This is a genomic window from Rhizobium sp. SJZ105 (assembly GCF_007828365.1).
Lineage (GTDB): Bacteria > Pseudomonadota > Alphaproteobacteria > Rhizobiales > Rhizobiaceae > Agrobacterium > Agrobacterium tumefaciens.
The window spans coordinates 18,232-31,869 of the sequence record NZ_VIUP01000008.1; the positions used below are offsets into that span (position 1 = coordinate 18,232).

Consider the following 13,638-nt stretch of genomic DNA (forward strand, 5'->3'; position numbering starts at 1 on the left):
CACGCCGTTTCCCCTAAGCCTTTTGGTCAGGTGTCCGGCCCGATGCGCAAGCGGCCGGCCGGATTTGGAAATTTCTTGCGCTTGTTGACAATCTCCGGCGAGAAGCTTTGCGATAGAGCGGCAAAGGCGGCAATTCGAGCAATCAGTTTTTCCCGCTCAGCCTTCGTCACGTTTTTGTAGCTGTCGACCCTGTCGATGTAACCCGTCAGCCATTCTTCGTATTTGCCCTCGCTCCACAGGCGCTGCGTCGCAAACACCGTGTCTTCCAGCCGATCATAGGCAACAAGCGTTCGTCGCCAGCGATGCTCGTCAAAATCCAGCGCGCCATTTGCGAAGAGCGATCCGACCTCAAGGCCGTAACTCATGAGCTTCGCCGATCGCTCCGGTGGCATGGTAAGGTTTAGCCCGCCTTCCTCTTTGGAGAGAAAGACGCGGGCAATGCGCTCTCTCTGGCCTGGCATGGTGGCAAGGGATTGATCTTGCCAGTCCTTTGCCGAACTGAGAATGCTGCCCAAGAAACCGCTCATCTTTTCCATCTTGTGAACGGGCACGCCTATCCCTTCGCCCGCCGCCTGCGGAATCGTGACGCGCTTGCTGCTGCTGGCGATGGATTTCGGCAGTTCATCGAGGCTGAGTGCGAAAGTGGGACGCGACGGAAGCAGGGCGTCGAAAAGGTGAATGGGAAAGTTGCTGCTGATCCCGCCATCGGAGAACCAGATTTTCGCCTTCATGACGGGCCGCGCTTCACCACTGATACGCTGCACAATATCCAGCGTGCCGCGATCATTGGTATAGGCCGGAATAGCCTTGAACAGCACCGGGAAACTCAGGCTCATGCGCGTGGCGATAATGACCGGTAACTGGGTAGGCTCCGGAAATGCCTTGAGTTCGGGAAACGGGCCGCCTGGTGTTGCGACCTGCTTCAGCCAGTTCATCACGGCAGCCGGAAACAGTTGGCTCCATTCCTTCGGGTCGTAAGCCACCATGAGATTCGTGGTCGGAAGCGTGTGCGGCCGCCGCATCGACAGGTTCGTCGTAACCATCTTCAGGTTTATGCTTTTTTTCGGGTCGTCGCTGGCGAGGTGGCCAAAGGTCAGCGGCGGCGCTGTCGCGGCCTCGTTACCGAAAGCGATGTCCTGGATCGACGAATGAAGCCATTCCGTCAGGCCCGGACCATCCGCATCTGAAACCGTTAGTCCCGAACAGAAACCGAACCCCTCCTGCGGTAACCGATAGAAAACCAGCCACAGGATTTGACTAAGGATTCCAATCAACAGCCCCACCAGCCCGCCGAGAATTGACCCGGCGTAGCCTCCGCCTGTGGCCCACAACAGGCTGGCGCCGATGGCGATGCCGGCTATCGAGGCCAGCGGGAAAGCCATGGGGAGCCCCAGGATCTTGCCTGGCCAACCGCCGGCCTGCGCCCACAGCAGGTAACGCATCAGCGGGCGAAAACGGCGTTCCGGCTGGAAAAGCTTGCCCAGAATATTGGGTATCGTATCGCAATGAGCCTGCAAGCGGACGAAGCCATCCGGATCGTCCCTCACGGTACGGGAATATTCAGCCGCAGCCGCAAAGGCGGCGGCAATCGCCCCGGCTGACGTGCCGCCTATCGAGCGGAAGCGGTATCGGCGCGCCAGTTCCAAAACGGCATAGGGATAAACGACGCCGGAGGTGATGCCGCCCTTCATCACCACGTCGCATTCCTTTTCCGGTGTTGCGAACATATCGGGCCGGTACTTGGGAAGCTCATTCTCGGGCATGCGTATCTCCCCGACAGCCCCGTTAGCGGAAAGCCGTCAAACACAATTCGAAATGATGGGGAATGGGTATCACAAGTTGAGGCGATATCGCCAGTATATTCTACTAAGGGTTAAATGAATCTACGCGATCCGCAGGCCGGGGAACCGGATAACTACTTCGGTGCGTCTTCGTCTCAAGGGGATAACCGGCAAGGGAATTGAGTGAAATCACGCCACACACTCTGACGTCATCCACGGGCTTGTCCCGAGGATATGCAACGGATTAACCTTATTGGACGTGATTAGATCCTCGGCACAGGGCCGAGGATGACGTTGAGAAATACGCACCCTTCGTTGCCACCAACTTCCAATGTCATGCCTAGTGTCCCATCGTTTAAACTGGATAGCAGTTGGACAAGATGGAGCATGGCGAAAAATCGGACGCCGAAGCGGCCATGGGGCCGCCTCGGGTTTCGTCCGATCAGTCCGCCTTGTTGCGGCGGGCCGGGAAGAGGATGACGTCTCGGATCGAGGGGGCGTTGGTCAGGAGCATGATCAGGCGATCGACACCGATGCCGAGGCCGCCGGCGGGTGGCATGCCCTGATCGATGGCGTCGAGGAATTCGTCGTCCAGCTGCTTGTCCTTTTCACCGCGGGCATGGGCCTGCTCAAGCTGCTCCACCATGCGGCGGCGCTGCTCTTCGGGATCGTTGAGTTCGGAGAAGGCATTGCCCACTTCCCAGGCATTGCAATAGCTCTCAAAACGCTCAACGAGGCGCGGTTCGCCCGGCACTTCCTTGGCGAAGGGCGAGATATCCTTCGGGAAATGCGTGACGTGGCTCGGCTGGATAAGCATACCTTCGACCTTCTCTTCGAAGATGAAGGCAAGGCATTCGCCCCAGGTCCAGTCCTTCTCGACGGCAAAACCGGCAGCCTTGGCGGCGGCGCGGGCTTCCTCGTCAGTCTTGATCGCAAGGAAGTCGATGCCGGTCGCTTCCTTCACCGCATCAGGCATGGGGACGCGCTTGAACGGACCCTTGAAGGAAATTGTCTGGCCTTGGAATTCCACCTCGGTCGTGCCGTGCAGGGCAATCGCCAGCGTCTCGAACAGACGCTCTACGAGACCCATGATGTCTTCGTAGTCGGCATAGGCCCAATAGCACTCCATCATGGTGAATTCAGGATTGTGCCGGGTGGAGACGCCTTCGTTGCGGAAGTTGCGGTTGATTTCGAACACCTTGTCGGAAAGGCCTGATACCAGCGTGCGCTTCAGGAACAGTTCCGGCGCGATGCGCAGATACATGTCCATCTTCAGCGTGTTGTGGAAGGTCTTGAACGGATCGGCCGTCGCACCGCCATAAACTGTCTGCAGCATCGGCGTTTCCACTTCGAGGAAGCCTTCGGCCTCCATGAAGCGACGGATACCGGACAGGATCTTGGAGCGCTGCAGGAAGCGCAGCTTGGAGTCCTCGTTCGCCAGAATATCGAGATGGCGCTTGCGGTAACGCAGCTCGATATCGGAGACACCGTGCCATTTTTCCGGCATCGGCAGCAGCGACTTGGTGAGCATGGTGATTTCTTCGGCGTTGATCGTCAGCTCGCCGCGCTTGGTGCGGCGCACCTTGCCGGTTACGCCGATGATGTCGCCAATGTCGATCATCGGCAGAAGATTGCGCGCCGTTTCCGGCGTCGTATCTTTGTGAGAGAAGATCTGCACCTTGCCCGAGGCGTCATGGATATCCATGAACATGCCGGAATTGCGCGACGAATAAACGCGGCCCGCCACCGTTACCGTGTCGCCGGTTTCCGTGTCCGGTTCGATATCGGCATATTTTTCCGCCAGCTCCGCATTGGTCAGCGTGCGATGGAAATGCGCCGGATAGACATCGCCGATCTGCTCGCGCAGCAGCGCAAGTTTCTGGCGGCGCACTTCGGTGGCGTCGGAGGAAAGGGCGGTGGTTTCGGTTGTCTTGTCGTTCATTGTTCAATCCTGTTGCGGCGTTGCCGCGGCGACAATTGCCTCCCGTATCCCTCATTCCTGTGCTTGTCACAGGAATCCAGTGCGCCCAAGTCCTTGGCGCGGGAGACCTCAATTCATTCTTTCACGGCGCCGACGCGCCGTGGCTGGATTCCTGTGACAAGCGCAGGAATGAGGGGTGGATTTAAAACCCGCCCCGGCAGGCATCAAGCACCGCTGCCAACCATCGTGGCCACAACGGCAATAGCGACCTTCAGGCGCTGGCGCACCACGGAGCGGCCGAGCAGCGCCATCGAGTCAAACAGCGGCAGCGAGCGCGAGGAACCGGAGACGGCGACGAAGAGCGGCGGCGTGACGACGCGCAGTTTCTTGCCCGTGCGTTCGGCAATGTCGCGCAGCTCGGCCTCGATGGCTTCAACGTTCCAATCAGGCATTTTTTCCAGATCGGTGGCAACCGTGGTGAGGATTTCGTGGATTTCCTCGGGCTTGCTTTTGAGACCGGCAAAGGAGGCGGGCGTCAGGCCAACGTCGCTCGAAAGCAGGAAGCCGGCCAGGTTTGGCAATTCGCCGAGCTTGGAAATGCGGCTCTGGGCAAGCTTCAGGCCTTCGGTCAGGCGGGAATTTTCCATCGCCCATTCCAGCGTGCGGGCAATGAAGTCCTCAGGCGTGAGCTTTTCGCGCAGCCAGCGGCCGTTCAGCCAGTCCAGCTTCTGGATATCGAAGATGGCGCCGGCCTTGGAAAGTGCTTCCGGATCGAACTTCGCGGCCAGCTCTTCCATGGTCAGCAGCTCTTCGCCTTCGGCGATCTGGATGAAGAACAGGCCGAGGAAGTTCATCAGCGCTTCCGGCAGGTAGCCGAGCGCGGAATAATAGGAGATCGACGTCGGGTTCTTGCGCTTGGAAAGCTTCGATTTGTCGGCGTTGCGCATCAGCGAAAGATGCATGAACGTCGGCTGGTCCCATCCGAAATAACGGTAAAGCAGGATGTGCTTGGGCACTGAAGCCAGCCACTCTTCGCCGCGCGCCACATGGGTGATCTTCATCAGATGGTCGTCGATGACGTTTGCCATGTGATAGGTCGGCATGCCGTCGGCCTTGATCAGCACCTGCATGTCAACCGAATCCCAGGGGATCGAGACATCGCCGTAAACGCCGTCATGGAAATCGCACGAACCTTCGGTCGGGATTTTCATGCGCACGACGTTGGCTTCGCCGGCGGCGACGCGGGTGGTCACTTCTTCAGCCTTCAGGTGGAGGCAGAGACCGTCATATTTTGGCGGCTTGCCAGCGGCGCGCTGCGCTTCGCGCATCTGCTCAAGCCGCTCGGGCGTGCAGAAACAACGGAAGGCATGGCCTTTTTCCAGCAATTCTTCGGCATAGGGCCAGTACATCAGCTTGCGCTCGGACTGGCGGTAGGGACCGTAGGGGCCACCGACGTCGGGGCCTTCCGACCAGGTAAGGCCGGTCCAGCGCAGCGCCTCCAGAACCTTCTGCTCATATTCCAGCGTCGAGCGGGTGGCGTCGGTATCCTCGATGCGCAGGATGAACTCACCGCCGTGTTTCTTGGCGAAGAGATAGTTGAACAGCGCGATGTAAGCGGTGCCGACATGCGGCTCGCCGGTGGGGGAAGGTGCGATGCGGACGCGAACGCCGGAAGTGGTCATGAAATTCACTCGTCGTGACGGGGTGGTGACATCGGGGCGGCTTCACCCTTCTATCACGAAGTTTTCGTTTGAATGCGGCGGGAAAGGGTGCGGAAAGGCGTGTTGAACGCACTTTTGCATATTTCCGTTCGGCATCGGCTTAGGCCATATTATGCCGCAGGCGTCAAGGAAATATGGCGCTTGCGCTGTCTTCGCCCGGACGTAAACCGCCCCTAATTCACCGGCCAGACATAAAGCAGCATCGGAATGCTGGCAATGACGATCATGATCGACAGCGGCAGTCCAAGGCGCGGATAATCGCTGAAGCGATAACCGCCCGGACCCATGACCAGCGTGTTGCACTGGTGGCCGATAGGCGTGAGGAAATCGCAGCCGGCGCCGATCGCCACCGCCATCAGAAAGGCCTCCGGCCGAAAGCCGAGCGTGGTGGCGAAACCGGCGGCGATGGGTGCCATGACCAGCACGGTTGCAGCATTGTTGAGGAAGGGCGTTACCGCCATGGCAGTCAACAGGATCATGCCGAGTGCTGCGAAGGGCGGCAGTCCTTGTGCGGCGTGGCCGAGCCAGGCGGCGATCAGCTCGCTGGCGCCGCTGGTGCGCAGACTGTCGCTGACGGGAATGAGGGCGGCGAGCATGACGAGGATCGGCCCGTCGATCGATTTATAGACTTCGGTGAGCGGTATCGCGCCGACGACGATCATCAGGAAGGCGGCGGCGAAAAAGGCGACGGATACCGGCACAAGCCCGCTGCCGGCGGCAATCATGGCCGCGGCAAGCACGATGACGGGCAAAAGCGCGCGGCGCTGCACCCCAAGCAGGATCTCCCGCTGCGCCAGGGGCAGCAGCGAAAATTCCTGCAAGACCTGTGGCAGGTTCTTGCGGCTGCCCTGCAGGAGAATGACGTCGCCCGCCTGCAAGGTCAGGTCGGAGAGCCGCTGGCTGACGCGCTGGCCGCGACGGCTGACTGCAATCAGATTGACGCCGCGGGTGTAGGATAGCGCCAGTTCGCGCGCGGAAATCCCGTTAAGAACGGATTCGTTGCTGATAACCGCTTCCATGGAAATAAGGTCGGCGGTCTTCTGGCCGTTCTCGGTGAGCGGCTTGCCTGACAGCAGCAGCTTGGCCTGCGAGACGATGCGGTCGAGGCCCTCCGGGTTGCCTTCGAGAAGAATGGTGTCGCCCGGCTTCAGATTGACATCGGGGAAGGGGGAGATACGCCGGGGTCCGCGCAGGATCGTGCTGGCGATTACGTCGCCATCCGCCTGTTTCAACAGCTCCCGCAGCGGCTTGTCGGCGTAGGTGCTGTCGGCGGGAAGCGTCGCCTCGGCGGTATAGGCCGACTGGTCCAGAATATCTTCCATCGATGCCTGCTGGCGGTTGCGCACCGGCAGCAGGCGGTAACCGAAGGTCAGGAAGATGATGCCGATCACGGTCAGCCCGGCACCGACCGGGGTGAAATCGAACATCGAGAAGCTCTGCCCGGTCATTTCCTCACGCAGCCTGGAAACGACGATGTTGGGCGAGGTGCCGATTTGCGTCATGAGCCCGCCCAGAAGGGCGGCGAAGGCCATGGGCATCAGATAATAGGAAACAGGGCTGCCGGATTTGCGGGCGAACTGGAAAGCAACCGGCATCATGATGGCAAGCGCGCCGATGTTCTTGATGAAGGCCGACATGATGGCGACGACGATCATCAGAAAGGCCAGTTGCAGGGTTTTGGAGTGCATCTCCGGGAAATATTTCTTGATCGTCATATCGACGACCCCTGAACGCGCCACGGCCGAACTGACGATCAGCGCGCTGCCGACGATGATGACGATATCGTCCGAGAAACCGGAGAACGCCTTGTCGAAAGGCACGACCCCAACCGCCACCGCCACCAGCAACGCGCTGCACGCGACCACATCATAGCGGAACCTGTCCCATATGAACGCGACCATCATGCCGGCGATCACGGTAAAGGCGAGGATCTGGTCGGTCGTCATGCTTGCTTATGCTTTCGAAGGAGAGACGGCGGGACGGACTCTTCCGGTAGGGATGTCGAAGAACGCGAGGCGGGGTGAAGCGGTTCCGGAGTGGCCGGCGCGTTCCACACGTTCGCGTCATACCAGCCTTGAGCCGGAATCCAGCCGCCGCGCGTCGGCGCGGCGGAAAGTGTCCCTTCAGCCCAAGGGCTTGGGCTGAAGGGATGCCGGATCAAGTCCGGCATGACGGATCGGGGCAATCAGTGCGGTTTGGCCGCCTGTGCTTTCTTGCGCTGTCTGGCGTTACGCGCCAGCATGTTGAGCAGTTCCACCAGCGCCGAAAACGCCATGGCGGCATAGACGTAGCCCTTGGGAACATGGAAGCCCATGCCTTCGGCGATCAGGGTGGTGCCGATCATCATCAGGAAGGCGAGTGCCAGCATGACGATTGTGGGGTTGCGCTCGATAAAGTTGGCGAGCGGCGTTGCGGCGAGCAGCATCACCGCAACGGCAAAGATCACGGCCACGATCATGATCGGCAGATGCGGTGTCATGCCAACGGCGGTGATGATGCTGTCCACAGAGAACACGAGGTCGAGCAGCAGGATCTGGCCGATGGCGGCGCCGAAATTCATCGCAACCGGGCCGCCTACCATGTCTTCCTTGTGATCTTCAGGATCGACATTGTGGTGGATTTCCTTGGTGGCCTTCCACATCAGGAAGAGACCGCCGGCGATGAGGATCATGTCCTTCCACGAGAAGGCGTGGCCGAAGATTTCGAAGACCGGCGTGGTGAGCTGCACGATCCAGGCCACAGTGCCGAGAAGGCCGAGACGCATGATCAAGGCAAGCCCGATGCCGATCTTGCGGGCTTTTTCGCGCTGTTCAGGCGGAAGCTTGTTGGTGAGGATCGAGATGAAGATCAGGTTGTCGATGCCAAGCACGACCTCCATGACGATCAGGGTGACCAGCGCCACCCAGGCAGCGGGGTCGGACAGAAGAGGGAGAACGGACTCCATCAGGGAATTTTTCCTTTCAGCAACAAGGCCACCCGAAACATTCGGTTCGTGGAATTTATAGCGCAATACGCGAGAAACAAGGAGACCGCGCCTGTGATAGGCAAGATTTCATCGAAATTTCGCGCAAACCGCGTATCAGGCCCCGTGCCGTTGCCGGTCCGGTCGCCCGTTGCTGAATGATTTCAGGCCTTGTCGGTTCCGTAAGCCGCCATGAACACCATGATGGCGCTGTCGATCACCCGGTCCAGCTCCTCTTCGGGAACCGGACCTTCGAGTTCTCCGAACAGGCGCAGCTTGAAGAAAGTGCCCGTGGAAAGCTCGATATATTGCCGGGCGGCAAGTTCGACGTCATCGACCTTGAGATGGCCGAGCGAGACCTGATGCTCGATGAAATCCTGAAGAACGGTGCGCACGTTGTTGGGTGCTGCGATGAAGAAACGCTGCGCCAGCTTCGGCATGCGGTCGATGACGCCGATCACCGAGCGCATTGCCGGTATCATTTCGGAGCAGATCATCTTGTTGGCGAAGGCCTTGCCGAACTGTTTCAGGCCGTCGCGCACCTCTTCGGTGCCGGCCAGAATGTTGCGCATGGAGGTCGCGAATTCCTGCCGGTGATGATCGACAAGGGCGGCGAACAGGTCTTCCTTGTTGGAGAAATAGACATAGATCGTTCCCTTGGAAACGCCGGCTTCCCGCGTGATGTCGTTCATGCTGGCGGCATCGAAGCCCTTGCGCTTGAACACGCGCCAGGCGCCCGCAACAATCTGCTCACGCTTGGCCGGGTCTTCGCCCGCAGCAAAACGCCCGGCGGGGTTTCCCGGACAGCCCGTTTCGGTTTCCGTCTCCATATCCATGTCTTCACCTGCCATCGTTACCGGTTCCTAGCACTGCAATGGCGTAAAAAAAATTAACCGAACGTCGAACCAATCAGTTCGATTACACTTGATATGTGTCAGGAAAGGGATTATGTCAATCGAACCGAACGGTTCAGTTCGAAAAACTTTCTTCAATTTATCACGGTACAATCTCATGTCGGCCCAGAAGAATAGCGCGGTTCGCGCCGTCAACGATGCGGAAGAGGCGGACGTTTCCGCCAAGGCTGAGACCTCTCCGGCAAAGCCGGTGGAGGCCCCGCCGCAACAGCCGCCACAGACAATTGCCGCACCGAAGAAGAAGAAGCGTTCGCCACTTCTGCCGATCTTTGCGATCGCCCTTCTCGCCGGCGCCGGCTGGTACGGTTATAACTGGTGGATCGACGGTCGCTTCATGGTTTCGACGGATGACGCCTATATACAGGGTGATATCGCGGTCATCGCGCCCAAGGTTTCGGGTTACATCGCCAAGGTGAACGTTGTCGAAAACCAGGAAGTCAAGGCGGGTGATCCGCTGGTTACTCTGGATGACGGCGACTATCGTATCGCGCTTGAACAGGCCGACGCGCAGATCCGCACCGAGGAACTGTCGCTGAAGCGCATCGACGCGCAGATCATCGGTGGCGAGGCAGCGCAGGAACAGGCCGTTGCCCAGAAGGGCGCTCTGGATGCGGCCCTTCGCGGCGCGGAAATCACCCAGAAGCGCGCCACCGAATTGCAGGCGAAGGATGTCGGCACCGTTGCCGCTTCCGACAGCGCGCAGGTCGCGCTCGATCAGGCCAGGGCGAATGTCGTAGCCGGCGAGGCGGCGATCTCGTCCGCGAAAGCCAATGTCGAGCTTCTTCGCGCCCAGCGCGAGGAAGCCGAAAGCACCATCCGTTCGCTGCAGCTTTCCAAGGACAAGGCGGCCCGCGATCTGGCCTTCACCGTGCTGAAAGCGCCTTATGACGGCGTTATCGGCAATCTGGCGGTGCAGACGGGCGATCTCGTTTCGGTCGGCAAGCGCCTTGCTTCGCTGGTGCCGTTGAACGAGCTTTATATCGACGCCAATTTCAAGGAAACGCAGCTGGCCCGCGTGGTGCCCGGTTCGAAGGTCCGCGTCCATGTGGATGCTTTCGACGACGAGACCATTGAGGGCACGGTCCAGTCGATCTCGCCCGGTTCCGGTTCGGTCTTCTCGATGCTGCCGCCGGAAAACGCCACGGGTAACTTCACCAAGGTCATCCAGCGCGTACCGGTGCGTATCGTCTTCTCCAAGGAAGATCTCGCCAAGCACAATCTGCGTGCGGGCCTGAGCGTCGTCGTCGATGTGGATACCCGCACGGCGCCGGAAAACACGAAAACGGCGCACGTTAACCCATAGGCCAACCAGGGCGTCGTTGAGGGCAAGATCATGGCGGCTACGGTTGTCGGCACAGGCGGGGTATCTGTCCCCGTCGATCCACCCATGGACAAGCGCAGGCTCATCGCGTTCTTCGCGATGGTCTTCGGCATGTTCATGTCCATTCTCGATATTCAGATCGTCTCCGCCTCGCTTGCGGAAATCCAGGCAGGTCTCGGGGCGGGCTCCGACGAGATCGCCTGGGTGCAGACATCCTATCTGATTGCAGAAGTCATCATGATCCCTCTGTCGGGCACGCTGGCGCGCATCCTGTCCACGCGCGTGCTGTTTGCCACCTGCGCCGCCGGCTTCACCCTGTCGAGCGCGCTCTGCGCCACCGCGACCAATATCGACCAGATGATCGTCTACCGGGCGATCCAGGGCTTTATCGGCGGCGGCATGATCCCGTCGGTCTTTGCGGCCGCCTTCACCATTTTCCCGCCCTCCAAGCGTTCGGTCGTCTCGCCGATCATCGGTCTCGTCGCCACGCTTGCGCCCACCATCGGTCCCACGGTCGGCGGTTATCTTTCCAACGCCTTCTCCTGGCACTGGCTGTTCCTCGTCAATATCATTCCCGGCATCATCGTCACCATCCTGACATGGAGCCTGATCGATTTCGACAAGCCTGAAACCTCGCTCTGGAAGAAGTTCGACTGGTGGGGGCTGATCTCCATGGCCGTCTTCCTCGGCTCTCTGGAATACGTGCTGGAAGAGGGCAACAACAAGGACTGGTTCAACGACGAGCATATCGTCATCGGTTCGGTGGCCATGGTCATCGGTGCGGTGGTATTCTTCTGGCGTGCCTTCAAGGTGGACTTCCCCGTTGTGGACATCCGCGCCTTTGCGGACCGAAATTTTTCCATCGGCTCGCTGTTTTCCTTCGTGATGGGCATAGGGCTTTACGGGCTGACCTATCTCTACCCGCTCTATCTCGGTCGCGTGCGCGGTTACGATGCGCTGATGATCGGCGAGACCATGTTCGTTTCCGGTCTTGCCATGTTCTTCACCGCGCCGATTGCCGGCAAGGTGTCCACCAAGCTCGATCCGCGCATCATGATGGCCATCGGCTTCATCAGCTTCGGTTGCGGCACGTGGATCATGACGCATGTGACCACCGACTGGGATTTCTACGAGCTGCTGATCCCGCAGGTCCTGCGCGGTTTCGGACTGATGATGTGCATGGTGCCGATCAACAACATCGCGCTCGGCACGCTTCCGCCCGCGCGCATCCGCAATGCCTCGGGCCTGTTCAACCTCACCCGCAACCTCGGCGGCGCGGTTGGCCTTGCCGTCATCAACACCCTGCTGTCGCAGCGCACCGACGATCATTATGTGCGGCTGGCGGAACATGTCAGCTATTCCAATCCACAAGCGCTGGAGTGGCTGAACAATGTCGGCGCGAACTATGATTCCTACGGGCTGGACGGTGCTTCCGTCGCGATCAAGAAGCTGGTCGGCATGGTCTCGCAGCAGGCGTGGATACTCGCCTTTGCGGATGTGTTCTTCGCGCTGACGCTGCTGTTCGGCAGCCTGATCTTCATGACCGTGCTGATCCAGAAACCCAAGGCAGCGCCGCCACCAGACGCGGCGCACTGAACAAAATCCCCTCCCATCCACCGCAGAGCTGGGGCCGTCGGAAATGACGGCCCCTTTTTTGTGTGCTTCGCGATACTTTTCCGTCATGCCGTCCTTGAGCCGGTATCCAGTAAGCCCAAGTCCTTGGCCCAGGGCTAAAATGACGGAAGTTGTTGGTCAGCCCCGATATTCTGCAGCCTGTTGATTTTATTGACGTGTCTAAATCCTTGGGAAAAGCCGAGGGATGACGCCGGGCAAAGGCGCGCACCCGTAGTGCAAAGGTAGAAATAAAGTGAAATCATCGTCTTGCTGAAAATGTGAGGTACGTACATCATTTTTCGGTTTACGACGGCGGCAAAGCTGGATATTCAAATGGCACGGGAGGAAACATGAAGCCTACAGTTCACGATATCGCCGAGCGGGCGGGTGTCAGCCTTGCCACCATCGACCGGGTGCTGAACATGCGCCCCGGCGTTCACGCCGCTACTCGCGCGCGGGTAGAGGCGGCGATTGCCGAGCTTGGTTATGTGCGCGATATCGCCGCCGCCAATTTGGCCAAAGGTCGCAATTATTCACTGGTCTTCATCCTTCCCGGCAACGACAATTCCTTCATGGCGACGCTGCGAGCCGAAGTTCGTGCCGCAGCCGCCCGTGCCCATCTGGAGCGCACGGCGATCCGCGTTATCGAGGTGCCGCCCTTCAATGCCGCGGCACTGACGGAGGCGCTGGAAGTCGCGCGGCGGGAAAAGCCGTCGGGCGTCGCCTTCGTCGCCACCGATTCTGAGGATGTTGCTGAAGCCGCAGACCGGCTGGCCGAAGATGGCATCGCCACCGTCACGCTGGTTTCCGATCTCTCCGGTTCGCGCCGCGACCATTATGCCGGCGTCGACAACGTTGCGGCCGGGCGCACGGCGGCTAGCCTCTTGGGGCGCTTCCTGTCCGGGCGCGGCGGCGATATTGCGGTCGTTGCCGGCTCGATGCTGGTGCGCGACCATCGCGAACGCCTAGACGGCTTCCGCTCCGTCATCGAAAGCGAATTTCCGGACCTGCGACTATTGCCGGTCCTCGAAGGCCGGGACGATCCCGTCACCGTCGAGGCGCTGGTCACCAAGGCGCTTGCGAGCGACGCGCTGTCCGGCATCTACAGTCTCGGCGCCGGTAATCGCGGCCTCATCCGGGCGCTCAGAGCGTCATCGGGCGAAAGGTCGCCATCCGTCATCGCCCATGAGCTCACCGAAAACACGGCCAATGCGCTGCGGGAAGGCGTGCTTGATGCCGTGCTCAACCAGGATGCAGGGCATGAGGTGCGCAGCGCCATTCGCGTGTTGAAAGCGCGCGCGGATGGTCTCGCTGTCATCGCCGCGCAGGAGCGTATCCGTATCGACATATTCCTCAGGGACAATCTGCCCTGAGGAGAGCATTTCCAGGAAAAGTGGCCGCCGG

At 59.9% G+C, this 13,638-nt stretch carries 9 protein-coding genes; 3 read left to right on the top strand and 6 right to left on the bottom strand.

The features are described 5' to 3' along the window. Window positions 1–26 precede the first annotated feature (26 nt). From FB593_RS20380 to FB593_RS20405, 6 genes are all read right to left on the bottom strand, one after another. Window positions 27–1,727 (bottom strand): patatin-like phospholipase family protein, encoded by a 1,701-nt coding sequence (locus FB593_RS20380; protein WP_414896265.1) that lies wholly within the window; start codon window positions 1,725–1,727, stop codon window positions 27–29. A gap of 496 nt (window positions 1,728–2,223) precedes the next feature. Further along, window positions 2,224–3,723: a lysine--tRNA ligase gene (gene lysS / locus FB593_RS20385; RefSeq protein ID WP_065663286.1), complete on the bottom strand. Its 1,500-nt coding sequence runs from the start codon at window positions 3,721–3,723 to the stop codon at window positions 2,224–2,226. Window positions 3,724–3,926: 203 nt separating this feature from the next. Beyond that, a complete protein-coding gene (gene gltX / locus FB593_RS20390; RefSeq protein WP_035200649.1) occupies window positions 3,927–5,384 on the bottom strand; it encodes a glutamate--tRNA ligase in 1,458 nt (485 codons plus the stop codon). A gap of 212 nt (window positions 5,385–5,596) precedes the next feature. Continuing rightward, window positions 5,597–7,369 (bottom strand): SLC13 family permease, encoded by a 1,773-nt coding sequence (locus FB593_RS20395; RefSeq protein WP_003516208.1) that lies wholly within the window; start codon window positions 7,367–7,369, stop codon window positions 5,597–5,599. 239 nt (window positions 7,370–7,608) lie between these two features. Further along, window positions 7,609–8,367 (bottom strand): TerC family protein, encoded by a 759-nt coding sequence (locus tag FB593_RS20400; RefSeq protein ID WP_003516210.1) that lies wholly within the window; start codon window positions 8,365–8,367, stop codon window positions 7,609–7,611. Between the two features lie 182 nt (window positions 8,368–8,549). After that, entirely contained in the window at window positions 8,550–9,236 is a 687-nt protein-coding gene (locus FB593_RS20405) for a TetR/AcrR family transcriptional regulator (protein ID WP_003516212.1), read from the bottom strand. Window positions 9,237–9,396: 160 nt separating this feature from the next. On the opposite strand from FB593_RS20405, the gene FB593_RS20410 reads away from it, so the two are divergent. The 3 genes from FB593_RS20410 (at window position 9,397) to FB593_RS20420 (ending at window position 13,607) form a co-directional block, all read left to right on the top strand. Next, on the top strand, window positions 9,397–10,602 hold the full coding sequence (locus FB593_RS20410; protein WP_019566960.1) for an HlyD family secretion protein: 1,206 nt from the start codon (window positions 9,397–9,399) through the stop codon (window positions 10,600–10,602). Window positions 10,603–10,632: 30 nt separating this feature from the next. Next, window positions 10,633–12,216 (top strand): DHA2 family efflux MFS transporter permease subunit, encoded by a 1,584-nt coding sequence (locus FB593_RS20415; RefSeq protein ID WP_013762324.1) that lies wholly within the window; start codon window positions 10,633–10,635, stop codon window positions 12,214–12,216. A 368-nt stretch (window positions 12,217–12,584) separates the two neighbouring features. Then, on the top strand, window positions 12,585–13,607 hold the full coding sequence (locus tag FB593_RS20420; protein WP_145166868.1) for a LacI family DNA-binding transcriptional regulator: 1,023 nt from the start codon (window positions 12,585–12,587) through the stop codon (window positions 13,605–13,607). The last annotated feature ends 31 nt before the right edge of the window (window positions 13,608–13,638 follow it).